This is a genomic window from Arthrobacter sp. FW306-1B-F12A, from assembly GCF_058781865.1.
In genome coordinates this window covers 18,887-39,106 of sequence record NZ_JBYSXD010000022.1, presented here as the reverse complement: position 1 = coordinate 39,106, position 20,220 = coordinate 18,887, and the positions used below count along the sequence as shown (strand labels likewise).

The 20,220-nt window shown below is 65.4% G+C and carries 27 protein-coding genes; 11 read left to right on the top strand and 16 right to left on the bottom strand.

What is annotated here, in order from left to right; all coding sequences use genetic code 11:
• Positions 1-5: 5 nt before the first annotated feature.
• Positions 6-1,400, bottom strand: coding sequence for a glycosyltransferase 87 family protein (locus AC3WJU_RS12405; RefSeq protein WP_492259995.1), 1,395 nt, complete (start codon positions 1,398-1,400; stop codon positions 6-8).
• Positions 1,401-1,521: 121 nt separating this feature from the next.
• Between AC3WJU_RS12405 and AC3WJU_RS12400 the strand changes: the two genes are divergently transcribed.
• Both AC3WJU_RS12400 and AC3WJU_RS12395 read left to right on the top strand, forming a co-directional pair.
• Positions 1,522-2,730, top strand: coding sequence for a molybdopterin-dependent oxidoreductase (locus AC3WJU_RS12400; protein WP_492259994.1), 1,209 nt, complete (start codon positions 1,522-1,524; stop codon positions 2,728-2,730).
• The gene (locus AC3WJU_RS12395) at positions 2,730-3,242 is read left to right on the top strand and encodes a hypothetical protein (RefSeq protein ID WP_284989144.1); all 513 of its coding nucleotides are present in this window, start codon (positions 2,730-2,732) and stop codon (positions 3,240-3,242) included. Before AC3WJU_RS12400 ends, AC3WJU_RS12395 begins: the two co-directional genes overlap by 1 nt.
• Here the strand turns inward: AC3WJU_RS12395 and AC3WJU_RS12390 are convergent.
• The 8 genes from AC3WJU_RS12390 to AC3WJU_RS12355 all read right to left on the bottom strand — a co-directional run bounded on the left by AC3WJU_RS12390 (position 3,203) and on the right by AC3WJU_RS12355 (position 9,369).
• Positions 3,203-3,952 (bottom strand): methyltransferase domain-containing protein, encoded by a 750-nt coding sequence (locus AC3WJU_RS12390; RefSeq protein WP_284989143.1) that lies wholly within the window; start codon positions 3,950-3,952, stop codon positions 3,203-3,205. The genes AC3WJU_RS12395 and AC3WJU_RS12390 overlap by 40 nt on opposite strands.
• Positions 3,949-4,653 carry a TIGR04282 family arsenosugar biosynthesis glycosyltransferase gene (locus AC3WJU_RS12385; protein ID WP_492259993.1) on the bottom strand — a complete coding sequence of 235 codons (705 nt, stop codon included), beginning with the start codon at positions 4,651-4,653 and terminating at the stop codon, positions 3,949-3,951. The genes AC3WJU_RS12390 and AC3WJU_RS12385 overlap by 4 nt, the downstream gene beginning before the upstream one ends.
• Entirely contained in the window at positions 4,650-5,423 is a 774-nt protein-coding gene (locus AC3WJU_RS12380) for a glycosyltransferase family 2 protein (protein ID WP_492259992.1), read from the bottom strand. Before AC3WJU_RS12380 ends, AC3WJU_RS12385 begins: the two co-directional genes overlap by 4 nt.
• A 116-nt stretch (positions 5,424-5,539) precedes the next feature.
• Positions 5,540-6,604, bottom strand: a complete 1,065-nt coding sequence (locus tag AC3WJU_RS12375; RefSeq protein ID WP_307053770.1) for an NAD-dependent epimerase/dehydratase family protein — start codon at positions 6,602-6,604, stop codon at positions 5,540-5,542.
• Positions 6,601-7,590, bottom strand: coding sequence for an MTAP family purine nucleoside phosphorylase (locus tag AC3WJU_RS12370; RefSeq protein ID WP_492259991.1), 990 nt, complete (start codon positions 7,588-7,590; stop codon positions 6,601-6,603). The genes AC3WJU_RS12375 and AC3WJU_RS12370 overlap by 4 nt, the downstream gene beginning before the upstream one ends.
• A gap of 90 nt (positions 7,591-7,680) precedes the next feature.
• Complete coding sequence (locus AC3WJU_RS12365) at positions 7,681-8,028, bottom strand: DUF6510 family protein (RefSeq protein WP_492259990.1); 348 nt, start codon at positions 8,026-8,028, stop codon at positions 7,681-7,683.
• The gene (locus tag AC3WJU_RS12360) at positions 8,025-8,762 is read right to left on the bottom strand and encodes a ferredoxin reductase (RefSeq protein WP_172465595.1); all 738 of its coding nucleotides are present in this window, start codon (positions 8,760-8,762) and stop codon (positions 8,025-8,027) included. The genes AC3WJU_RS12365 and AC3WJU_RS12360 overlap by 4 nt, the downstream gene beginning before the upstream one ends.
• 10 nt (positions 8,763-8,772) lie before the next feature.
• Positions 8,773-9,369 (bottom strand): sulfite oxidase-like oxidoreductase, encoded by a 597-nt coding sequence (locus AC3WJU_RS12355; protein ID WP_216363205.1) that lies wholly within the window; start codon positions 9,367-9,369, stop codon positions 8,773-8,775.
• A gap of 129 nt (positions 9,370-9,498) precedes the next feature.
• On the opposite strand from AC3WJU_RS12355, the gene AC3WJU_RS12350 reads away from it, so the two are divergent.
• Complete coding sequence (locus tag AC3WJU_RS12350) at positions 9,499-10,305, top strand: MGH1-like glycoside hydrolase domain-containing protein (protein WP_492259989.1); 807 nt, start codon at positions 9,499-9,501, stop codon at positions 10,303-10,305.
• Positions 10,306-10,314: 9 nt separating this feature from the next.
• On the opposite strand, the gene AC3WJU_RS12345 is transcribed toward AC3WJU_RS12350, so the two are convergent.
• From AC3WJU_RS12345 to AC3WJU_RS12335, 3 genes are read right to left on the bottom strand one after another with little or no spacing between them, the layout of a single operon-like run.
• Positions 10,315-11,403, bottom strand: coding sequence for a DNA polymerase IV (locus tag AC3WJU_RS12345; RefSeq protein WP_492259988.1), 1,089 nt, complete (start codon positions 11,401-11,403; stop codon positions 10,315-10,317).
• On the bottom strand, positions 11,400-12,026 hold the full coding sequence (locus AC3WJU_RS12340) for a dihydrofolate reductase family protein (protein ID WP_492259987.1): 627 nt from the start codon (positions 12,024-12,026) through the stop codon (positions 11,400-11,402). The genes AC3WJU_RS12345 and AC3WJU_RS12340 overlap by 4 nt, the downstream gene beginning before the upstream one ends.
• Positions 12,027-12,077: 51 nt before the next feature.
• Positions 12,078-12,506, bottom strand: a complete 429-nt coding sequence (locus AC3WJU_RS12335) for a hypothetical protein (RefSeq protein ID WP_492259986.1) — start codon at positions 12,504-12,506, stop codon at positions 12,078-12,080.
• Positions 12,507-12,758: 252 nt separating this feature from the next.
• Between AC3WJU_RS12335 and AC3WJU_RS12330 the strand changes: the two genes are divergently transcribed.
• Both AC3WJU_RS12330 and AC3WJU_RS12325 read left to right on the top strand, forming a co-directional pair.
• Complete coding sequence (locus AC3WJU_RS12330) at positions 12,759-13,394, top strand: dihydrofolate reductase family protein (RefSeq protein WP_492259985.1); 636 nt, start codon at positions 12,759-12,761, stop codon at positions 13,392-13,394.
• The gene (locus tag AC3WJU_RS12325) at positions 13,324-13,971 is read left to right on the top strand and encodes an SDR family oxidoreductase (RefSeq protein WP_492259984.1); all 648 of its coding nucleotides are present in this window, start codon (positions 13,324-13,326) and stop codon (positions 13,969-13,971) included. Before AC3WJU_RS12330 ends, AC3WJU_RS12325 begins: the two co-directional genes overlap by 71 nt.
• A gap of 2 nt (positions 13,972-13,973) precedes the next feature.
• Here AC3WJU_RS12325 and AC3WJU_RS12320 read toward each other — a convergent pair whose 3' ends face one another.
• On the bottom strand, positions 13,974-14,534 hold the full coding sequence (locus AC3WJU_RS12320) for a hypothetical protein (protein ID WP_492259983.1): 561 nt from the start codon (positions 14,532-14,534) through the stop codon (positions 13,974-13,976).
• 410 nt (positions 14,535-14,944) lie between these two features.
• On the opposite strand from AC3WJU_RS12320, the gene trxA reads away from it, so the two are divergent.
• From trxA to AC3WJU_RS12300, 4 genes are all read left to right on the top strand, one after another.
• On the top strand, positions 14,945-15,271 hold the full coding sequence (gene trxA, locus AC3WJU_RS12315) for a thioredoxin (protein WP_307053779.1): 327 nt from the start codon (positions 14,945-14,947) through the stop codon (positions 15,269-15,271).
• 65 nt (positions 15,272-15,336) lie between these two features.
• Entirely contained in the window at positions 15,337-15,726 is a 390-nt protein-coding gene (locus AC3WJU_RS12310; RefSeq protein ID WP_492260014.1) for a heavy metal-responsive transcriptional regulator, read from the top strand.
• 46 nt (positions 15,727-15,772) lie between these two features.
• Entirely contained in the window at positions 15,773-16,144 is a 372-nt protein-coding gene (locus AC3WJU_RS12305) for a hypothetical protein (RefSeq protein WP_307053780.1), read from the top strand.
• Between the two features lie 10 nt (positions 16,145-16,154).
• Positions 16,155-16,535 carry a carboxypeptidase-like regulatory domain-containing protein gene (locus tag AC3WJU_RS12300; protein ID WP_332602263.1) on the top strand — a complete coding sequence of 127 codons (381 nt, stop codon included), beginning with the start codon at positions 16,155-16,157 and terminating at the stop codon, positions 16,533-16,535.
• 5 nt (positions 16,536-16,540) lie between these two features.
• Here AC3WJU_RS12300 and arfB read toward each other — a convergent pair whose 3' ends face one another.
• Genes arfB through AC3WJU_RS12285 form a run of 3 tightly spaced genes read right to left on the bottom strand, consistent with a single transcriptional unit; the run spans position 16,541 to position 17,899 of the window.
• Positions 16,541-16,963, bottom strand: a complete 423-nt coding sequence (gene arfB, locus AC3WJU_RS12295) for an alternative ribosome rescue aminoacyl-tRNA hydrolase ArfB (RefSeq protein ID WP_492259982.1) — start codon at positions 16,961-16,963, stop codon at positions 16,541-16,543.
• A 51-nt stretch (positions 16,964-17,014) separates the two neighbouring features.
• The gene (locus tag AC3WJU_RS12290; protein ID WP_492259981.1) at positions 17,015-17,599 is read right to left on the bottom strand and encodes an HhH-GPD-type base excision DNA repair protein; all 585 of its coding nucleotides are present in this window, start codon (positions 17,597-17,599) and stop codon (positions 17,015-17,017) included.
• Positions 17,600-17,644: 45 nt separating this feature from the next.
• Positions 17,645-17,899 (bottom strand): hypothetical protein, encoded by a 255-nt coding sequence (locus AC3WJU_RS12285; protein ID WP_059388936.1) that lies wholly within the window; start codon positions 17,897-17,899, stop codon positions 17,645-17,647.
• 392 nt (positions 17,900-18,291) lie between these two features.
• On the opposite strand from AC3WJU_RS12285, the gene AC3WJU_RS12280 reads away from it, so the two are divergent.
• Together AC3WJU_RS12280 and AC3WJU_RS12275 are read left to right on the top strand one after the other, a co-directional pair.
• A complete protein-coding gene (locus AC3WJU_RS12280) occupies positions 18,292-19,164 on the top strand; it encodes an NAD-dependent epimerase/dehydratase family protein (RefSeq protein WP_284989130.1) in 873 nt (290 codons plus the stop codon).
• 8 nt (positions 19,165-19,172) lie between these two features.
• On the top strand, positions 19,173-20,204 hold the full coding sequence (locus AC3WJU_RS12275; RefSeq protein WP_284989246.1) for an aldo/keto reductase: 1,032 nt from the start codon (positions 19,173-19,175) through the stop codon (positions 20,202-20,204).
• Positions 20,205-20,220 lie beyond the last annotated feature (16 nt).

Here is a 20,220-nt window from a genome sequence, read left to right as displayed (position 1 = left end):
CCCGTTTACGCCACTGCGTGCTGCCGCCGTCGTCTCACTACCGTTGCAACCACCAGGAGCACGACGACGGTCCCCAGGCCGAGTCGCGCCGCCAATGGGCCGTTGGGTTCGGCGCCGGTGAAATACATCAAGGCCAGCACGGGGGCGATGGCGGTGAACTCGTAGCGACGGCTCAGCACCACGAAAGGAAGGAGCAGCAGTGCGTACCACGGATAGCTGGGCGAAACGACCAGCAGCATCCCTCCGATCATCAAGACTTGTCCGTCCCATGGCCGGGTGGCGTCGGTTGTCCGCCATACGTAACCCGCGAGGCCGAGCAGGAGCACGAGGGCTGCCGGCGCTGCCCAACTGGCCGGGAGCACCAGCTTCAACAAAGCGAACCGCGGGCTGTCCTGCCCGTCGTACCCCTCCGAACGAAGGTATTCGGGAAGATAGCCCAGGACAGCCCAACCGCTGGCGAGGACGTACGGTACGTACACCACGGCGAACGTGGCCACGGCGGCCGCGCCGAAGCGGAACGGCCGCCGGTACAGCAGTGCCGGGGCGCTGATGACGGGGATCAGCTTGGTGGCCACGGCCGCGCCAAAGGCGACTCCGGAACCCAGTGTGCGCCCGCCCACCAGCAGTAGCGCCGCCGCCAAGGCCAGGGCGGTGCCCAACGCATCCACATGCGCCGCGTTGATGGCTTCAAAAGCCACCAGCGGAGACCAGGCCCACCAGACGGCTTGGTGCGCGGGCCTTCCGGTGCGGCGCAGGAACGCCAGCAATGCCACGGTGATGGCGAGGCTAAGCAGGAGCCCTGCCAGTTGGAAGGCGATGAATCCAACCTCGGGACCCGGGACGAGCCGCACGGCCAGGAAATAGAGTTCTGCCACCGCCGGGTAGACGGTGGGCACGGCGGGCCTGTTGATGGCCGTGCACAGGGTACTGCCGCCGGGAATGTTGGTGGTGGTCTCCGTACCTGTGGGGAAGGGATTGCTATGGCATGTTCCATCCGGCCCGGCGTCTTGGAACAGCCACGGCGGCCGCAGCGGCCGCAGCGCTTCGTCCGCCGGAACGTGGGCATATGGGGAGATTCCGGCCTTCTGGACGATGCCGTCCCACGCATAGCGTGCGGAGTCGTTGCTGGTGGCCGGCGGTGCGGCGATGGCCGCGGCTCCCACCAAGAGCGAGCCCAGAAGGACGACGGAGGCCGCGTGCCGCGCCGGGATCCGGCGCGCCACTAGTACCGCCGGGAAGAAGACAATCCAGGCGGCCAGCGTGCCAAGGGGAGACACCCACTCCGCGGACGGATCGGTGGTGACGGTCCACCAGACGACGGCGGCGAGCAGGGCCACCAGTGCCAGCGCCATCACCGCAGCCGAAATGCCGGACGCGCGCCGGGTTGTTGGTTCGCTCACCCTTCGATCGTGCACTACGTGCAGGCTGGTGGGCCATCGATCCGCGGCACCGTATGCCTTTCGTAAGGTCTGGATCGGGACGGCGGGAGGGTCTTGGTGGTGTGATCAAGGCATGGACAGATTGACCACTTTCCTCCAACAGCGGATGGAAGCGGTGAACGGACGGTTCTCCTCGCCCTTGCGCAGCAGGCGGCTGACGGTGGTGATGGGCCGTTGGCTCGGCCTTGCCTTCACCGTGTGCTTCTTGACCGGACTGTTCAGCCACCTTCTGCAGGATCCGCCAGCGTGGATGCTTTTCCTTACCCGCCCCGTATGGCTGTACGTGGCTACGCAGGGCATCCACGTCACCACCGGGATAGCTTCCATCCCGCTCCTCGTCGCCAAGCTCTGGTCCGTGTATCCCGAACTCTTGCGTTGGCCCCCGCTGAAGTCCGTGGTGCACGGCCTGGAACGGGCCTCCATTGCGCTCTTCGTGGCCGCTTCGCTGGTGGAAGTCACCATCGGCCTGCTCAACACTTTCCAGTGGTACCCCTGGCCGTTTTCCTTCAGGGATGTCCACTATTGGCTGGCCTGGGTCATCATCGGATCCTTGGCGCTTCACATCGCTGTCAAGATGCCCCTGATCCTGGCCCATTGGAGCCGTCGATCGGACGCGGACACCAACGCTGCGGCGACTGAAGGGGGAGTGCCGGACAGCAAGACTCTTCCGGCATCCGCGAAGGCTCGAACCGGGCACGGCTGGAGCCGCAGGGGGTTCCTGGCGGCAATCACTGCTGGCACCGGCGTCGTCGTCTTGACGACTGGGGGCCAGTCCTTCGCCTGGCTGTCGGGCCTGAACTTCTTCGCGCCGCGCCGAATGGATACCGGCCCCCAGGCCGTCCCCATCAACAGGACGGCCGCCCAGGCCGGTGTGGCTGACGCTGCGCTGGGCCCCGACTGGGTGCTGACCGTGTCCTCGGGATCGGTGCAGAAGACGTTCACACTGGCGCAGCTCGCGGCCTTGCCGCAGTACAGCTACGGATTGCCCATCGCCTGCGTAGAAGGCTGGAGCCAAGGAGCCCAGTGGCGCGGTGTCCGAGTCAGGGACCTGATGGCAACGGTGGGCGCACCGGCTGATGCCGAGTTGCAGATTTCCAGCATGGAGAAAGGCGGCGTCTACGGGCGGTCCTTCATGCCCGCTGCGTACAGCCAGGACGAGCAGACCTTGCTGGCGCTCGAGCTCAACGGCGAACCCCTGGACCTCGACCACGGCTATCCTGCACGGATCATCGCACCCGGACGCCCGGGCGTCTTGCAGACCAAATGGGTGCACAAAGTGGAGGTGATCTGATGCGGCTCTCCTTGGGGATTCCGTCGGCGCCCGGTAGGCGCGGGACCGTCTGGTGGGTGCGTGCAGCCCTGGGCATCCTAGGACTGGCAGCCCTCGGATACGCCCTCTTCGGATTCCTTGCCAATGTGCCGCCTGCCCAGCTGATCGGTGTGGCTGCCTGGCTTGCTGTGGCGTTGTTGGTGCACGACGGCGTGCTGGTTCCGTTGACGACGTTGGCCGGCGGCGGCTTGTCGAGGTTGACGTATGGGCTGGGCCCCGTTCAACGGGGGATCGTGCGCGGGGCCCTTCTGGTGGGGGCATTGATGACGTTGGTGGCGGCCCCGCTCATCCGCGCCCAGCAGGTGCTCCAGCCAACCGGGCCGGGCAGCGGCGCCAACAGCACCGTCCTGCAGGGAGACTATGTGCTGGCCTTGGGCGTTTTCTGGATGGTCCTGGTGGTGGCCGCAGCGACTGCTGTGGCCGCCGTCGGACTCTACGGCCGCCGTTCCAAGGTCAGGAAGACCCGGCCCTGAACCGTCCGGGTTGCCACGGTATCCAATCCCGCGCGGGCCGCGTGGACAGCGAGCGCTTTCGCGCCGGCACGGGCCCAGGGAAAGGCCGCGCTGGCACGTCCGTCTGAATCCTCCAGCACCGCCAGATAGGCCACATCGAGAAAATCGCGTGCTTCGGCCTCCGCAAGCACTTGCCCGTCCGAGGCGAGCAAAGAGGCAACACGCTCCAGGAGCACCCGGATGTTTCCGCCGATGCCGATGTTGCCATCCAATAACAGGGCCGAACCCCAACCTCGCTCGTGTGGGACGGGGTCAAAGATGGAGCCCAGGATGGCCGCACCGCCCCGGGCGGTGGCCAGCTTCACGGCGGCTGGGCTCGAATCGACACCCATGGAGGCCAGCCCCAGTTCCCGGGCGGCTTCCAGCATCCGCCCTGGGCCGCAGCCCACATCAAGAACGGGCCCGCGGAGGGCGCGAAGCAACTCGCGCTCACCTGCCGTGGCCGGGCCGGACCAGCCGAGCATGTTGAAGTGGACGGGCCCGATGGACTCCGGCAATGCCGACTCCGGACGCAGCGTCAGTCGCCCCAGGCCAAGGGGCAGGCTGCGGGCATAAGGCTCGTGGCCGCCCTGTCCAAAGAGAGCCGGTCCAAACAAGGCGAGCGGGCGGGAGTCAGGCGCAAAGGAATCGGATCGGGCACCAGGGCCGCCGCGAGCTGTCTGGATGCTCATCGCGAGGAACCCCACGCGGGCACGACGCCGGACGGCACCCCAAGCGGCATGCCCGCCTCGGGCAGTCCGACGCCAAACCGCTCCACTGCGAGGGCAAACCGGGTTCCGCTGCATTCCCGCGCGGCAGCCAGAGCATCGGCGAAGTAGTCCACGTCCCGCACGACGGGAAGCAGTCCGACCTCCAGGCCAGCGCCGGCAAGCCGGGCCAATTGCTGCGCCCCGGTCCGCGGAGTTGACATGTCCACCCCGCGGAGCAAACCGCCGTCGGGCCGGTACAGGCCCAACGCCCAGAAGCCACCGTCCGACGCCGGGCCGAACCACGCGCCGCGATGCGGTACCGGAGCGGGGGCTGCCCAGTCCGCCAGGAGCGGGGCCAATTGCTCCCCGCGTATTTGGGGCGTGTCCATGCCCAGAATCAGCAGGGGTCCGGCCGTGAGCGAACAGATGGCCGCCAGCCGCTCGTCCAGGCCACCGGAGCACTGGGCGGATACTTCAAAACCGGCTGCATCTCTTTCGTGCGGCGTGCCGTCAAAGACGAGCAAACGCCTATCCGCCGGAAGGGATCGCACTGTTTCCAGGGTCTGGCTCAGGCTGGTCTGGGCCAAGGCTGCGGCCTGCTCCGGGGTGAGCGGGGGAGTGAGGCGCGTCTTGACCTTGCCCGGGCTGCATTCTTTGGCAATGACGGCGATGGTGAGGTTCACGGCGTCGCTCCATGGGGATCAGCCGGTGCTCGATCGGCCGGCCCGTCGCCCTTCGTCGCCTGAGTCCGCTGCGATGCGGCGGCCAACTGGGTCCCCATGTCTTTGAGCGCAGTGACGGTTCCGCGGAGTGTGCCCGTTACTTTGGACTTTCCCAGCCGGGGAGCATAGTCGACCGGAACTTCGGCCACACGCCAACCGTCGCGGTGCGCTTTGAGGAACATTTCCAACGGGTAGCCGCTGCGTCGGTCCTTGAGGTCCAGGCCGAGGAGTGCGCTGCGCCGGGCAAGGCGAAGGGGGCCGAGGTCAGTTAGAGGGATCCCCGTGAGCCTGCGCAACTGCCGGCTCAGGACCATATTGGCCAAGCGGGCGTGGATCGGCCAAGCACCGCGGGCCGGACGCCTGGCACCCAACACCAGATCGGCACGGGCTGTGCGCACGAGCTCGAGCATCGGGGCCAATTGGGCGGGGTCCAGCGAACCATCGCAATCGCAAAAGCCCACAAACTCCGCCGTGGCCGCCAGCAGTCCGGCATGCGCCGCTGCGCCAAAACCGCGCCTCGGTTCGTCGACGACGGTGGCCCCCAGGCTCGCGGCCAGGGCGCCGGAGCCGTCGGTTGATCCGTTGTCCACGACGATCGCGCGGTATCCAGGCGGCAAAGCTCCCAGCACCTTGGGAAGGGCCGAACGTTCGTTGAGGCACGGTAAGACGACGTCCACGAGTGCGGCGGGTGGGCCCCCATCGTGGGCCGGTCCGTTGGGGAGGCCGGCCATTCCTCTTCGATCGCGCGAACCGCTTTGCTCTTTCTCCACCCTTTGACCGTAGAATCCGCAGGCCCGGTGCGACAGGCGGATTTCCTTACGGAACCGGGACGTTTGCCTCCTACGGCCTAGGCCTGATCCCCGCGCAGCGGTGCAATGGCGAACTCCCGCATTCCGTCCTCGAAACCACGCTTGGGGATCCAACCGAGCTCGGCCCAGGCCCGGGCCGAGCTGGCGGTGATATGACGGACGTCGCCCAGCCGGAATTCTCCTGTGACCACCGGCGCGGGCGCCCCGGCAACAGAACTCAGGACCTCCGCCACCTGCCCTACGGTGTGGACCTCCGACGCGCCGATGTTATATGCCCTCACGCAGCCCGAGGCAACCCGGCCGCCAACCAACGCGTCAACGGACAACAGATTTGCCTCCGCAACATCCCGGACATGGACGAAGCTGCGGCGCTGGCCGCCATCCTCGAATACCCGCACTGCCTCCCCACGGGCCAGCGCAGAGCGGAACACGCTGGCCACGCCCGCGTACGGGGTGTTCTTGGGCATCCGAGGGCCATAGACGTTGTGGTACCGGAGGGCAATCGCAGTGCTTCCGGTTGAGCGCGCCCACGCGGCAGCGAGGTGCTCCTGGGCCAATTTGGAGGCGGCATAGACGTTCCGCGGATCCATGGCCGCGTCTTCGGTGACCAGTGCCGGGAGCAACAACTCGCCGGTGGCGGGGTCCCGGGGGTCAAAGATTCCGTGCTCCAGATCCTCCACCCGGCGCGGGGCGGGGTGCACCGGCCTGCCTGCCGAATCGGTGTAGGCCCCCTCACCGTAAACCACCATGGAGGAAGCGAGGACCAGTTTGTCGACGCCGGCGGCTGCCATGCCTGCCAGGAGCACGGCCGTGGCCAAATCATTGTTGCGGATGTAGTCCGGTGCGTCGAAGAAGTCCACGCCGAGTCCCACTTTGGCGCTCTGGTGCACGACGACGTCGACTCCGGCGAGCGCCTGCGCCACCGCGTCCGGGTCTCCGGCGTCGCCCACCAGCACGGACACGCCAGGAATTCCCGGCGGTGGATCCGGGTGGACTGCCGGATCCAATGAATCCAGGATCCGGACTTCCCAGCCGCGTGCCATAGCGGCTTCGACTATATGGCCGCCGATGAAACCGGCTCCGCCGGTGACCAGAATCCTCACGGCGCTGTTCGTCCCAAGCCGGGGAGGAGAGGGCCGGGGAGGACAGGGCCGGCGGCTCCCATCACGGTAGCCACAGCGCCGGGCGGCATGGGCACCATCCGCCACGTTCCGCCGTCGTCCGCTGGTTCTGCGCCGCCAAGCCCCGCGGACACAGTCCGCACCGCGTCTGACAACACCGCGAGGATCCGCGGTTGCGCCGCCGCCAGGCGTCCCAGGACCAGTTCCGCCGTCACCGGCTCGGAGCCATCGTGCCCCGTGTCGGCATCAGTGATGAATGCCAATGCGGCGAAGTGCATGTTCAATTCCGCCGCGAGCATCGGTTCCGGGTACTGGGTCATGCTGATCAGCTGTGCCCCGGACTTAATCAAGGCCGCGGACTCGGCCTTGGTGGAGAATCGCGGACCATTGATGACGGCCACGGTGCCCGCCCCAGCGAAGTCTTCGCTCCGGTGCTCCAAGGCGGCGATGAGTGCCGCCCGCAGCGGGGCGCTGTAGGGCTCGGCGGCAGGCAGGTGCTGCACCCCGGTGGGCAGCGAGCCGTCGTAGAAGGTGTCCGCCCGTCCCCAGGTCTTGTCCAGGACTTGATCGGGTACGGCAAAAGTACCGGTTCCGTGGCTTGAGACCAGTCCGCCCACGGCCGCGGAGGAGATGACGGCTTCTACCCCGAGGCTCTTGAGGGCCCAGAGGTTGGCGCGGTAGTTGATCTGCTGCGGGGCAACGCTGTGCCCGCGGCCGTGCCGGCTCAAGAACGCGACCACCGGGCCGCCGTCGCGGTCACCGTCTGCGCCGGTGCCGCCGTCGTCGCCGCTGGTGCCGGCCGGCGCGGTGAGCCGGGCAATCGTGACCGGACTGGAGGGAGGCCCGAACGGCGTCGGGATGTCGAGCGTGCTGAGCAGGACGGCCCCGGGCAGCTTGTAGAGTCCGGTCCCGCCTATGATTGCAATCCGTGCGCGGTGTCCTGCTTGGTGTTCCGGGAGCGATGACATGACCCCATCATGCCAACGCCGGCCCGCGCCGTCGCGCGTGGAATCCTTACGGGTTCAGAACGCGCGCCGGGACGCCTGGACTGGATTGACTTAGCCCTCGCGGTCGATTTGCAAATAACTGAGTCCGCTCACATCGAGCCAGTACCGTGTGGGCGTCTCCACGAGGCGCAGGAGCACGCCCTCGCAGGAAGCGCAGCGCACAACGATTCCCGGAGCGTCAACGTAGACCATCGTCTCCCCGAAGACCCGAACCGCGCCGCAGTGCTTGCATCGTCCGATCGCTGCGACGATATCGAAGCGGAACAGTTCCCACAGCGGTCCTGCCACCGCGTTTCCGTCGAGATGGGCTATAGCATTGCCTGCGATTCCAGCGATGTCCTGATCCTCGAAGCCCGGATCATTGGCACCGGAAGAATCAGGGCCGTTGTTGCCACTCACCGGGTTCCTCCTGTTCCGCCGAAGCGCTCGGTCTTGATCGATCCGGCGGGATATCCCGCCTGCACGAGCCATTCCGCGACAGTTTCCACGAAGACCGTCTGGCCGCAAATGAAGACGTCCGGGGCAGGGTCCGTTGGCAAGATGTTGGCCAGCAGGGTTTCCGCCGTGAGCCGTTGCGGAGGAGTCGGCCAATCCGCGGGCGCCTTGCGTGTGTAGACGTAGTCGATGATGAGCTTGCGGGATTCCCGGGTCAAGGCTTGGAGCTCTTCCCGATAGAATCCGGATTCGGGTGATTTGAGCGAATAGAGCAGCCGGAACTGCGCAGGATTCTCCGAAACATGGTGCGCACGGATCATGGACATGAGCGGTACGACCCCGGATCCTCCGGCAATCAGCTGAACGGGGTTCGTGTCCGTTGGCTTCCAGACGAACCAGCCGCCCACTGGTCCGCGGATCTCCAACTGGTCCCCGACCGCCAGCTCCCGGACCAGATAGGGGGAGACTTCTCCGTTGGCCAATTCGTCAACGGTAATCTCCAAGGTTTCGTCCAGGCCTGCCCTGGCCACGGAATATGAGCGGACGGCCGTGTAACCGTCGTCCGCGGTGAGGCGGATGTCGATGTGCTGTCCGGCGAGGTTGCCGTTCAAGCCGTTCACCCGCAGCCCGATGGTTCGCGCGGTTTCCGTTTCGGGCATGCTGCTGACGACGTCGGCCACGCGCCATAGCGTACTCATCGGATGCACCTCATGAGTAGCGCTCCTCGCGCCATGGGTCGCCGTGGAGGTGGTAGCCGTTGGATTCCCAGAAACCAGGAACATCATCCTGCGTCAACTCGATGCCGTTGATCCACTTTGCGCTCTTCCAGAAGTACAAATGCGGCACCAGGAGACGGGCAGGTCCGCCGTGGGTGCGTTCAAGGGGCTCACCGTCGAATTCCCAGGCCACCCACGCCCGGCCGCCAAGGAGGTCCTGGAGCGGGACGTTGGTCGTGTATCCGCCGTAGGAGTGGGCCGTGGTGAACCTGCAGCTTGTTTCCACGTTCTCAAAAAGAGAATCCAGTGACACTCCCCGCCACGAGGTGCCCAGCTTGGACCAGCTGGTCACGCAGTGGATATCCGTATGGATGTCCACTTGGGGCAATCCCATGAAGGCGTCCCATGACCACGCATGGCGCTGCCCTGCCTCAGTAGTAATAAAGAATTCCCAGTCGTCTCTGCGGATCCGGGGAGCGGGGCCGGCGGTTAGGACCGGGAAGCTGCCGGTCTCGTATTGGCCCGGTGGCAAAGCGGGATTGCCGCTCTGCCGTCTTCCATGAAATCCAGAAGAGATAATGCCCACCATGTACCTCCGATGCGGAGACTCAAGCCGGCTGTGCCCGGTTCCCCCACGATAGGGCAACGGCCGGGCATGGTCCAGACACTAGGCAAAGCCTGACCGGGTGACGCCCGCTGCAGTAGCTTGGTAGGTGTCATGCTCGCCATCACGGAGCTCCGGACCCTGCTGTCCGCCCAATGGTCCACGGGAATGATCCCGCACATTGTCTTCAGCGAGAACAGCACAGACTACTTTCCCGGTTTTGATCGCTGGGGCACCGGGTCCGCGAAGGCACGCCCTTCGGGCATCGAGAGCAGCGGCATTTGCCAGCCTCCCGTCCACTCGATTGCCTTGCGGCACATCCTTGACCGGGGGAGGGAGAACGGCGGCGCCGACCGGGAAGCGGCAGAGTCCTTCCTCGACGAATCGTTCGACGGCTGGCTGGCGTGGCACCGCTGGCTTGCCACCGTGCGCGACCCGGACGCTACAGGGCTGATTGAAATCCACCATGGTTGGGAATCCGGGTTCGATAACTCTCCGCGGCGGGACGGGCCCTACGCCCGCGTCCAGCCCGGCGCCGTCCCGGCCTTCACCCGGCGTGACACCCTCCACGTCGCGGACTCCAGCGAGCGGCCCGATGACAGCGAATACACGAAGTATCTGTGGCTCGTTCAGCAGATGGCTTCCGTAGGCTACGACGACGGCGACGTGCGGAGCGTCGTCGGCTTCCGGGTGCGGGACGTATTCTTTTCCGCGATCATGGCCGCTTCCAGCGATGTCCTGGCCAACGAGTGGATCTCTACTGACACTGTCTCCGGATTTGCGCCGCTGGTGTCCGGAGGCGAAGAGTCGTTGCTCGCGGCGCAGAGGACCGCTGGGAAGCCTGAACCAGTCCTGGACAGCCGCGGCCTGCCTCGAATGGATCGGGCCGGGCTGGTAGGTGCGCACCGCTTAAGGAAGTGAACGACGCCGTCACCAACCGCCGCGCGTGGGCGTATGTCCCTTCCGGGCATCGCCGGGCATTGCCATCTCGGCCCGCAGGCCAAGGAGCCGGATCGGACGGCCCGCCTCGATTCCAGCCGCGAGATCCAACGCCCGCGCGAGGATTTCGTCCCGGTCGAAGGTCTCCGGAATCTTCCTCCCCTGGGTCGTGGTCAAGAACGGCGCATACCGGACCTTCAGGGTCAGCCCGATGACGGGCCGTCCTTCGGCCACAACATCCTCAAGGACATGCGCTGCCAGCTCCCGCACCGCGTCCTCCACCTCGGCCGGATCGGTCAGGTCGTGCTGGAAGGTGGTCTCGCGGCTATGTCCGCGGGCAACCCACGGGGTGTCGTCCACGACGCTCGTGCCGTCGCCGCGTCCGAGTTCCGCGTACCACGGACCCATCCTGGGGCCGAACTCCGGGACCAGGTCCTGGGGATTGGACGCGGCGAGTTCGGCCACTGTGTCGATGCCGAGCTTGGCCAGCCGGGCAGACACCCTGGTCCCGACGCCCCACAGTTCCTTGGCGGGCCGGCGGCCCATGACATCGAGCCAGTTCCCGGCGGTGAGCCGGAAGACGCCGGCTGGCTTGCCGAAACCGGTGGCGACCTTGGCCCGGACCAGGGTATCGCCGATGCCCACGCTGCAATGCAGCCGTGTGCGCTCCAGGACGGCGGCCTGCACCTGCCGGGCGTAGGCTTCAGGATCCTCCGTCTCGACGCCCACAAAGGCTTCATCCCAACCCAGCACCTGCACCGTGGCCCCGGGCTGCGCGCGGAGGGTAGCCATCACCGTTTCGGACGCCGCGAGATAGGCCTCCTGATCGACGGGCAGGATCACGGCGTCGGGCACTTTCCGGGCCGCAATGCGCAAGGGCATGCCGGAACCCACGCCAAACGCCCTGGCCTCGTAGGACGCGGTCGACACAACGGCCCGTTCCGTGGGGTCGCCCCGACCGCCGACAATGATCGGCTTGCCCGCAAGTTCCGGCCGTCGGAGCACTTCGACCGCTGCGATGAACTGGTCGAGATCAACGTGCAGCACCCACGGGATTCCGCCCACGCCACCAGCTGTCATGGCTGCGTGCGCTCCGCCTCGATGTCGATGCCCGTCACCACATCTCCGGCGCGCTCGTAGACGAGCCAGATTGCGCCCTTCGGGAAGGCCTGAGGCGGCTGCGTGACCGTGAAGGCGGCTGGAACGGTACCGTCCCGGAAGATCTTCTTGCCTGTACCGAAAGTCACCGGGTACAGCCAGAGATTCAGCCGGTCAACGAGGTTCTCGGTGAGGAGGGACTGGAAGAGGTCGCCGCTGCCGATGACGTGGGTCTCGGCGTGCCGTTCGCGGATTTCGCGGGCCTCGGAGGCGACATCCGTCAGCACCGTGGTCCCGGCCCAAGCGGGGTCGCTCAGGGTATGTGATGCGACATATTTCGGCACAGCGTTGAACCGGGCAGCAATCGGGTCATCGGCCGGTGCGGTGGGCCAGAAACCGGCGAAAATGTCGTACGTCTTCCGGCCGAGGAGAAGCGCGTCGAGGCGTTCGATTCCCGCGGTGATCGCCTTACCGGATTCCTTGTCGAAGTATGGTGCCTGCCAGCCGCCGAACTCGAAGCCGCCCTCGCGATCCTCGTCGGGCCCGCCGGGCGCCTGGTAAACCCCGTCAAGGGTGCTGAACAGGTCGACCACGATGATTCCCACACGCCCATTTTTCGGCGGGCGCGGCCGAGTTGGCAAGAGCCTGTGCAAAAGCTAGCTATTCGCCGTGTCCAGCTCGTCGAACAGGCGCGACAGGCAGTCGACATAGTTGGTCATTGCGTCCGCGAAAGTGAGAAGCCTGGGTCCGCCTTCGGTGCCGGGCTCTGCCCTTTCGTTGCCTGCTTCGTCGGTGTGGCAGAGGAGGGGTTCGCAACTGGTTCCCTTCGCGGTCAGCCGTGCGATTCCCCAAGGATGGCTGGGGTCCGTGACTGCGATTCCCGCCGCGTCGAAGGTGTCGCGGAGGACATATCGTGTGACTGTCCTCCATGACTGGAGGAACTGTGGCTGCAACTGTTCGATGAGTTCGTCGTTGTTGCTTTCGTAAGCGCGCCCCAGGTCCATGGAAAGCTCGTCCCATTCCCGGGCGTCGCGGACCATGAGGTGTCCGGCCCGGAGACGGGCAATCGTTTCGTTCAACGTCATGGTCTGTCCCCAAACTTCCTGTCGTGTCTGTTCCCGCCTGTGAAAGCAGGTCATCAACGGAGAGAACGGACGGGAACCCCGCATGATTCCCGCGGGCGGTGGGCCGCTTGGACGTTCATCTGAAGTTGCTCGTGCCCGCGGACCCTTGAACGTCCGGTCGCTCGAGGGCTAGCATTGCGGCCACCGGACCCGGCTGTCCTTGGCCGAGAGGCCGGGCGGACACTGACATCGGTCGACTTCGGGGAGACGGTCATGGGCGAGACAACTGCGGACGCGTCATCAGCGGACCTTATGGTCGACCTGATCATATCCCTGGACGGATATGCATCTGCCGAGGGATGGCCCGGCTGGTGGGGTCTGGAGGGGCCGGAATATCTGGCATGGCTCGCTGAAGAGGGGGAGAAGGGCTACACCTTCCTTCTCGGGGCGAACACCTACCGGCTGATGTCCAGGATGTCGGAGGAGGCCGAGGCCCAAGGCCCGGGATTCTCGGAGGATGAGGGGGCCGCCCTGACCGGCCTTGCTGCGGTACCGAAGGTCGTTTTCTCCTCCACGCTGCAGGATCCCCTCACGTGGCCGAACTCGGAACTCGTCACCGGGGACGCGGTCCGGGCCGTGGCGGGGATGAAGCGGACCCGGACCGCGCCTTTAAGCACTCTCGGAAGCCTGAGCCTGTGCCGGTCGTTGCTGACCGCTGGACTCGTGGACAGGTTCCGGGTGGTCGTTTTCCCGGTCATTACGGGCAGCACCGGTCGGGAGCGGATCTACGACGGCTATCCCGACGTCAAGCTCGAGATGGTGGAAAGCAGGACCTTCGATGGCCGGCTCCAGCTGCTCGAATACTTCCCCACCGTCCTCAGCGGTCCGCCGGGCAGCGGTCCGGCGTGAGCCAATCCGAAGGGAATCGGTCATGAACTCGACGATGTTGGTAACGGGCGGCACCGGCACCCTCGGGCGGCTCGTGGTTTCGCGGCTTCGGGACCGGGGCCATGCCGCACGCGTGGCAGGCCGTCGTGCCCCTCCACCGGAGCAGGACATCGAATTCGTTAAGTGTGACGTCGACACCGGCGAGGGAGTCGAAGCCGCCTTGAGCGGTGTCCGGACGGTGGTGCATTGCGCGGGCGCGCAAAAGGGCGACGGCGACAAGGCCCGCCGCCTGGTCGCCGTGGCTTCCCGCGCGGTCGCGGACCAGCTCGTTGAGCTCGCGCTCGGTGAGCCTGCAGGTCTGGTACCCGATTTCGCCGGGCCGGCCTTCTACCCCGATGGGTGGCCTCATCCGCTCCTACCTCGCCGCGGCCGGTCAGAGACGCCTTCTCGTCCCGCTTCATATGCCGGGGAGTGCCGCCAAGGCAATACGGGAAGGGGCGAACCTTTCCGAGGACAGGTCAGTCGGCCGGAGGACCTGGGAGGAGTTTCTCACCGAGCATGTGTCCAGAGCTGTCCGCAGGTGACGCGGCCGGGGTGAGCTCAACTTTCCATGCCGTCCACGGCCGGCGGGTGCAAGGCGGCATGCCTGGCCCGCGCCGCCGGCTCAATGGAGTCCACGGCATAGGGTTTGGTGGCCGAGCGCTGCAGAGGAAGACGCAAGCGCACCTGATAAGCGCCGCTCCGGAACTTGGCGCGCGGATCCATCTGGATAACCAGGAGCGGCTCTTGCCGTGAGGCGTCCACCCGCAGCAGCATTCCGTGCCGGAGTCCATCGACGAGCAGCGGGGTGGCCGGCTCAACCGCGGTCTGCTTGAGGAGATGCTGATATTTCGGCCCGGCCGCCAGGAACAGAATGCCGTGGGAGAAGCCGACGACTCGCAACGGGATTACTGTGTCGGGCTGCCGGGTGGGCCTGGGGTGCCTTTCGTGTTCCCCGGTTAAGGGTTCAGTGACCGTCTTCAACGAGAGATCGCATTCCCGGCACTTGGTGCGCGTTCCCACGTCGGCCAGAAGGGTCACAAGAAGTCCCCTAGGGGCCTTGCTCCACTTGTCGGCCACAACGTGGCACCACGCCGGGTGGTACTCCTTGCCGTTCTTCATCACGTAGACCTGGTCTTCGCCGAGGAGGGGCTTACCCTCGCGCCGCGCGGCCGGCTCGACAGGTTTGAGGGCGCCGAGGCCTTTGGCATCTGCGCGGACCGCGTCCCCACCCTTCAGGTACGTGCGGATCCATGGAGAGAGTGGTCGTTTTGGGCTAGGAATTGCGGGGCCTTCCTCTGCGGAGGGAGTGGTCCTTCCCTCAGTTCCCCCCGTACCTAGCTTGATGGCTTTTCACGGAAGTCGCCACTCCGCCTACCGTAGCTCCGTCACAAGATTCCGTCCTTGACTTTTCCCTTAGGGGAAGGTGCGAAGGTGGGAAGCAGGGGCGCTGCCAGTCGCGTTGACATCGGAATGAATGGGATGGGGAGTAACCCGGCATCACAATTCGGGCCATTCAAGAAGGGGAAAGCATGGCAAAAAACAAGGAGGTCACTGACGCGTCCTTCGACGCTGAAGTGCTGAAGTCAGCCAAACCCGTCGTCGTGGAATTCTGGGCGGATTGGTCTGGACCCTGCACCAGGCTTGCCCCGGTTCTGGAACAGCTCGCGGTCGAATACGCCGACAAAATCGACGTTGTGAAAGTCAACGTCGATAAGAATCCGGAAACCGCTGCTGCCTTCAGGATCAGCTCTATTCCGTCCGTGTTCTTGTTCAAGGACGGCGAACGGAGAATCTCCGTGATCGGCGTCGGCGCGAAGCGGTACTTCGAAGTGGAATTCGCTGAATACTTGCGCTAGTCCTGCTTCACCCCATGAGCGCCTTCCCCTACAGTGGGAGTCAATGGGGGAAGACGGGGTACATGGTGCGAATCGGTGAAGCCGCCCAGGCGGCGGGGATGACGAGCAAGGCCTTGAGGTTCTATGAAGAGCATGGGCTGCTGCCGGCTGCAAAACGGAGCGCCAACGGATATCGCGATTACACAAGTGAAACCATCGGCAGGCTCGACTTCATTCGCCGCGGGCGCGCCGCTGGACTGGCCCTTGCACAGATCCGCGAAATCCTGGCCCTTCGCGATGCGGGCCGCGCCCCTTGCACCCATGTGCGCGACCTTCTGGCCGGTCAATTGGCAGACCTCGACGCGCAGATCGCAGAACTCGTCGCGCTGAGAGCCGCCGTCGCCGACTACCACGCTATCGCGGCTGCCGCGGACCCGGAGGCGTGCGACGCCGAGCGGATCTGCAGCTACATCTGAAGGCTGCCTCAGCAGCGGCAGTCCCTATGAGCGGGAGGCTTTGCGCATGGCAACTCGATTAAGCCTAGGAATCACCGCCGCGGCGGCCACGTTGGCGGTGCTGGGCGGATGTGCGTCGCCTGCAACGCCGCAAACCAACGTTCCGGGAAGTCCGACAACATCCGCTGCCCCGGGTATACCTTTCGCTCTGTTCACGCACTGTGGTATCTACGAGGCGCAGGTGCAGGGCTCATTCTTTATTGCAGACGAACCGCTGGACGACGGTCACGGCAATCCTCCGGCAGGCTGGGGCAACCCCTACCAGCCGGGCATCATGACTGTCGAGGGACAAAGGGCGGTCTTCCATGACGACGGCGGCCATACGGTGACCTTCCACGAACGTGCTGGTGCCACGGGCTTTCTGAGAACCTGTTCTTAAGGTGAGCGACGTGAAGCGATGTGTCGTGGCCCTGCTGGCCACGGTCCTCTGGTTGTCCGGGTGCGCCGGCCCGGGCGGTCCGGACGCGGGCCACACCGGAGTTGTCACCGGTGTTGTGCTGACGGCCCCGGTGTGCCCCGTTGAGCGCGTCGGTCACGAGTGTCCGCCGCGCCCCGTGGCCGGGGCCGCGGTTGTCGCCCTGGACGGAGAAGCTGTCCGGGGCTCGACGCGGACCGATGGAACCGGAGCCTTCCAACTCACACTGCCTGACGGCAGTTACGTCATCAAAGCGAGCAACGTCGGCGGTTACGTTTCGACTGCGACCGAGCCGGTAGTCATCTCGGAGACCCCCGTTCACATCACGCTGGTTGTTGACAGCGGGATTCGCTAAGCCAGTTAATCGGCGGACGGTCGTTTTCGTTGTTGTTTCGTCGCCGCCCGGTGTTCCTTTGTGACCCGGTGCCGGCGCTTCGAGCTCCGGGTTGGTTTGCTCGCCCGGCGGGCAGCAGGCTCGGGAGCAAGCCCCTCCGCCACGAGGCGGGAGAGCTTGGCCAGGGCAATCTCACGATTGCGCAATTGCGACCGCTGCTCGGAGGCGGTCACGGTGATCACCCCGGCGATGAGGCGTGGTCCAAGACGCGTGACGAGCTGCTGCCGTTGGTCATCGGAAAGCGCCGCGGAGCCGGCGACATCCCATGACAGTTCGACGCGGCTGTCCGAGGTGTTGACGTGTTGACCGCCTGGCCCTGACGAGCGGGAGAACCGCCAGCCAAGCTCCGACATCGGAATCGTGAGCGCGGGCGACACTTCGAGATCCATGCCGTAAGCGTTTCACGATATTGGCGGGAACAAATCCCCGCCGCGTATCTCTCAGCTCCCGGATGCCTTCGCTGCTTTGATCGCGGCCTTGGCAGCCTGTTTGTTGGCGCGGACTCTTCTCAGCGACTCCGGATCCACGATGTCGGCGACAGAAAGAAATGCGTTCTCCTGGCCGTAGGCGCCCGCAGCCTCACGCCAACCTGGCGCTTGGAGTCCGCGCTGCTTGCCGAGCAGTGCCAGAAAGATCTTTGCCTTTTGCTCTCCGAAGCCGGGCAACCCTTTCAACCTGCTGAGCACTTCCTGGCCGTCAGGCTCGTCCCGGGTCCAGATGGCGGTTGCGTCTCCGTTCCAATCGCGCTGAACAACTGCGGCTAGATCCTGGACGCGGCTGGCCATCGAGCCTGGGAAACGGTGGACGGACGGCCGTTCCTTGAAGACGTCGACGAAGCCATCCGGGTCATATTCGGCGATTGTGGCAGGGGACACGGATCCGATGCGCGTCCGGATCTTTTCGGGTCCGGCGAACGCCGACTCCATGGTCACCTGTTGGTCCAGCAACATGCCGATGAGAAGTGCGAACGCGTCATCGCTGAGCAATTGGTCGGCGGCGGGGTCGCCAGTAATGTGCAGTTCCATGCGCCCATCCTCCCACCTGCTTCGAATCGCGTCATGGTGGCGTGCTCACGAGCCCGATTCGGTCTTTGCCAGCGGGCTCGCCGGCAATTCGCGTCGTTCGAGTGTCTGCCCGAAGGGAACGTCCCGGCTGATGGCGACGGTGTACCTGGTGAACCCATGCTGCGTGACGAGGATGCCGTGACGGCTCTCCTTGACGGCATGTTCGCGGGCGATTTCGACGGCGGTGTTCAGGTCGTTTTCGATGGTGTCGGGGTCGTGGGCGGTGACTTCCAGGACGACGTCCGAGTGGCGTTTGATCATTGTGGTCTCTTTCTCGGCGGAAGTACCGGGGCTCTCGGCGCTCGCGGGCTTCCAGGGCCGGGCGCACCCGGCGAGGCGGAAAGCGGTGGTTCGAGAGGGGTTGCCCGGCATTCTGTGATGGGGCGGTTGACGGCCGTAGAGTCCGGCGGGCTTGATCGGCGGAAGCATCTTCCTGCGGATCTGTAGCTAGTGTGGATGATCGGCGGCCCGGGCACAAGGTGAAATGCCGAAAAGTCTGGCGTGTCGGCAAAATCCCGTGGTCGCACCATCGGTGGACCACCTCACGTGTCAGCGGGTGCCTGACGTTCCTAGGATCAGGAGGGCCATGCGCAGGAGCCGGCTTCTGCCCTAGTGTCGATGTGAGACCACCAAGCCGTATCGAGGGAGTACTGATGAGAATTGCAGTGACGGGTGGAAGCGGAAAACTGGGCCGGCACGTGGTGCGCCGGCTTAGCGGGGACGGGCATCAGGTGTTGAACCTGGACCGTGCGGGCGAAAGGAGCCCGGGTCTGGCGATCGTCGACCTGCGTGACTATGGCCAAGTGCTGGATGTGTTCCTGGGGCTGGACGACCGGCACAGCGGCTTCGATGCCGTGGTGCATCTCGGGGCCATTCCAGCACCCGGCATTATCCCGGATGCGGCGACGTTCGAGAACAACATGCTCTCCACGTACAACGTGTTCCAGGCGGCCCGCCGGGCCGGCATCAAGAAGGTCGTCTACGCCTCAAGTGAGACGGTGCTGGGCCTGCCGTTCGATGTCGACCCTCCCTACATTCCGGTGGATGAGGAATACCCGGCGCGGCCCGAAAGCACCTATTCGCTGGTGAAGCATTTGGAAGAGCAGATGGCCATCGAGTTGACTCGCTGGGACCCTGAGCTCAGCATCGTGGGACTCCGGTTCTCCAATGTCATGGACGTGGAAGACTACGAACGGTTTCCATCCTTCGACTCCGACGCCACGCTGCGTAAGTGGAACCTGTGGGGTTACATCGACGGCCGGGACGGCGCGCAGGCCGTGGCGCGGGCCCTTGAGAACGGCAAGCCGGGGTTCGAAGCATTCATCATCGCCAACGCGGACACCGTCATGCGCCGGTCGAGTGCGAGCCTGGCTGCGGAGGTATTCCCCGGCGTCAAGGTGATCAAGGAACTGGGAGAGCACGAGACCATGCTGTCCATCGACAAGGCCAGGCGACTGCTGGGCTTCGAGCCCGAACACACCTGGCGCACCTACCATTCGAACCGCACCACCCCCGTCGAGGATTGAGGAACATGATGCAATACCGCACTTTGGGCAACAGCGGCGCCGTGGTGTCGAACTACGCGCTGGGAACCATGACATTCGGGGCCGAGGCCACCGAGGAAACGTCCCGCGACATCCTGGATAGCTACGTTGCGGCCGGTGGCAACTTCATCGACACCGCAGACGTCTACAGCGCCGGAGTATCGGAGGAGATCATCGGCCGCTGGCTGGCCGAACGGCCCGATGCGCGGGACCGCGTGGTGCTGGCCACCAAGGGCCGCTTCCCCATGGGGACGGCCCCGAACGACGTCGGCACCTCCCGACGCCACCTCACGCGGGCGTTGGACGACTCGCTGCGCCGTCTGGGCGTGGAGCAGATCGACCTCTACCAAATGCACGCATGGGACCCGATTACGCCATTGGAGGAGACCCTGCGCTTCCTGCACGACTCCGTCAGCAGCGGCAAGATCGCCTACTACGGTTTTTCCAACTTCCTGGGGTGGCAGTTGACCAAGGCCGTGCACGTGGCCAAAGCCTTTGGCTGGAGCGCGCCGGTGACGTTGCAGCCCCAGTACAGCCTGCTGGTCCGTGAAATCGAATCGGAAATCGTTCCGGCTTCCCTGGATGCCGGCATCGGGCTGTTGCCGTGGTCTCCCTTGGGCGGAGGCTGGCTCTCCGGCAAGTACAAGCGCGACGTGCCGCCTACCGGAGCCACCCGCCTCGGTGAAAACCCGGAACGCGGCATGGAAGCATGGCAGGCACGCAACGATGACCCCCGCACCTGGGACGTCATCGGGACAGTGGAAAAGATCGCGGCAGATCATGGCGTCAGTGATTCCCAAGTTGCACTGGCATGGTTGGCGGACCGGCCTGCCGTGACCTCCGTGATCCTCGGCGCCCGAACCACGGAACAGTTGGCGGACAACCTGGCGGCGGCTGACCTGGAACTCAGCCCTGAGGAAACCAGCCGGCTCACGGAGGCCAGCCAACCGCGCGTCGGCGTCTATCCGTACGGTCCGATGGCGCAGAACCAGCGCAGCCGGAAGATCGAGGGCGGCCGGTAACGCCGAGCCCGGGTTC

Coding starts and splice junctions, on each gene's coding strand:
- AC3WJU_RS12350 (WP_492259989.1), top strand. CDS start 9,499: ATGCTCGCCATCACGGAGCTCCGGACCCTGCTGTCCGCCCAATGGTCC.
- AC3WJU_RS12355 (WP_216363205.1), bottom strand. CDS start 9,369: ATGGTGGGCATTATCTCTTCTGGATTTCATGGAAGACGGCAGAGCGGC.
- AC3WJU_RS12360 (WP_172465595.1), bottom strand. CDS start 8,762: ATGAGTACGCTATGGCGCGTGGCCGACGTCGTCAGCAGCATGCCCGAA.
- AC3WJU_RS12330 (WP_492259985.1), top strand. CDS start 12,759: ATGGGCGAGACAACTGCGGACGCGTCATCAGCGGACCTTATGGTCGAC.
- AC3WJU_RS12370 (WP_492259991.1), bottom strand. CDS start 7,590: ATGTCATCGCTCCCGGAACACCAAGCAGGACACCGCGCACGGATTGCA.
- AC3WJU_RS12335 (WP_492259986.1), bottom strand. CDS start 12,506: ATGACGTTGAACGAAACGATTGCCCGTCTCCGGGCCGGACACCTCATG.
- AC3WJU_RS12305 (WP_307053780.1), top strand. CDS start 15,773: ATGGCAACTCGATTAAGCCTAGGAATCACCGCCGCGGCGGCCACGTTG.
- AC3WJU_RS12275 (WP_284989246.1), top strand. CDS start 19,173: ATGCAATACCGCACTTTGGGCAACAGCGGCGCCGTGGTGTCGAACTAC.
- AC3WJU_RS12320 (WP_492259983.1), bottom strand. CDS start 14,534: ATGAAGAACGGCAAGGAGTACCACCCGGCGTGGTGCCACGTTGTGGCC.
- AC3WJU_RS12325 (WP_492259984.1), top strand. CDS start 13,324: ATGGCCGGCTCCAGCTGCTCGAATACTTCCCCACCGTCCTCAGCGGTC.
- AC3WJU_RS12390 (WP_284989143.1), bottom strand. CDS start 3,952: ATGAGCATCCAGACAGCTCGCGGCGGCCCTGGTGCCCGATCCGATTCC.
- arfB (WP_492259982.1), bottom strand. CDS start 16,963: ATGGATCTCGAAGTGTCGCCCGCGCTCACGATTCCGATGTCGGAGCTT.
- AC3WJU_RS12395 (WP_284989144.1), top strand. CDS start 2,730: ATGCGGCTCTCCTTGGGGATTCCGTCGGCGCCCGGTAGGCGCGGGACC.
- trxA (WP_307053779.1), top strand. CDS start 14,945: ATGGCAAAAAACAAGGAGGTCACTGACGCGTCCTTCGACGCTGAAGTG.
- AC3WJU_RS12380 (WP_492259992.1), bottom strand. CDS start 5,423: ATGGCCGGCCTCCCCAACGGACCGGCCCACGATGGGGGCCCACCCGCC.
- AC3WJU_RS12280 (WP_284989130.1), top strand. CDS start 18,292: ATGAGAATTGCAGTGACGGGTGGAAGCGGAAAACTGGGCCGGCACGTG.
- AC3WJU_RS12285 (WP_059388936.1), bottom strand. CDS start 17,899: ATGATCAAACGCCACTCGGACGTCGTCCTGGAAGTCACCGCCCACGAC.
- AC3WJU_RS12345 (WP_492259988.1), bottom strand. CDS start 11,403: ATGACAGCTGGTGGCGTGGGCGGAATCCCGTGGGTGCTGCACGTTGAT.
- AC3WJU_RS12290 (WP_492259981.1), bottom strand. CDS start 17,599: ATGGAACTGCACATTACTGGCGACCCCGCCGCCGACCAATTGCTCAGC.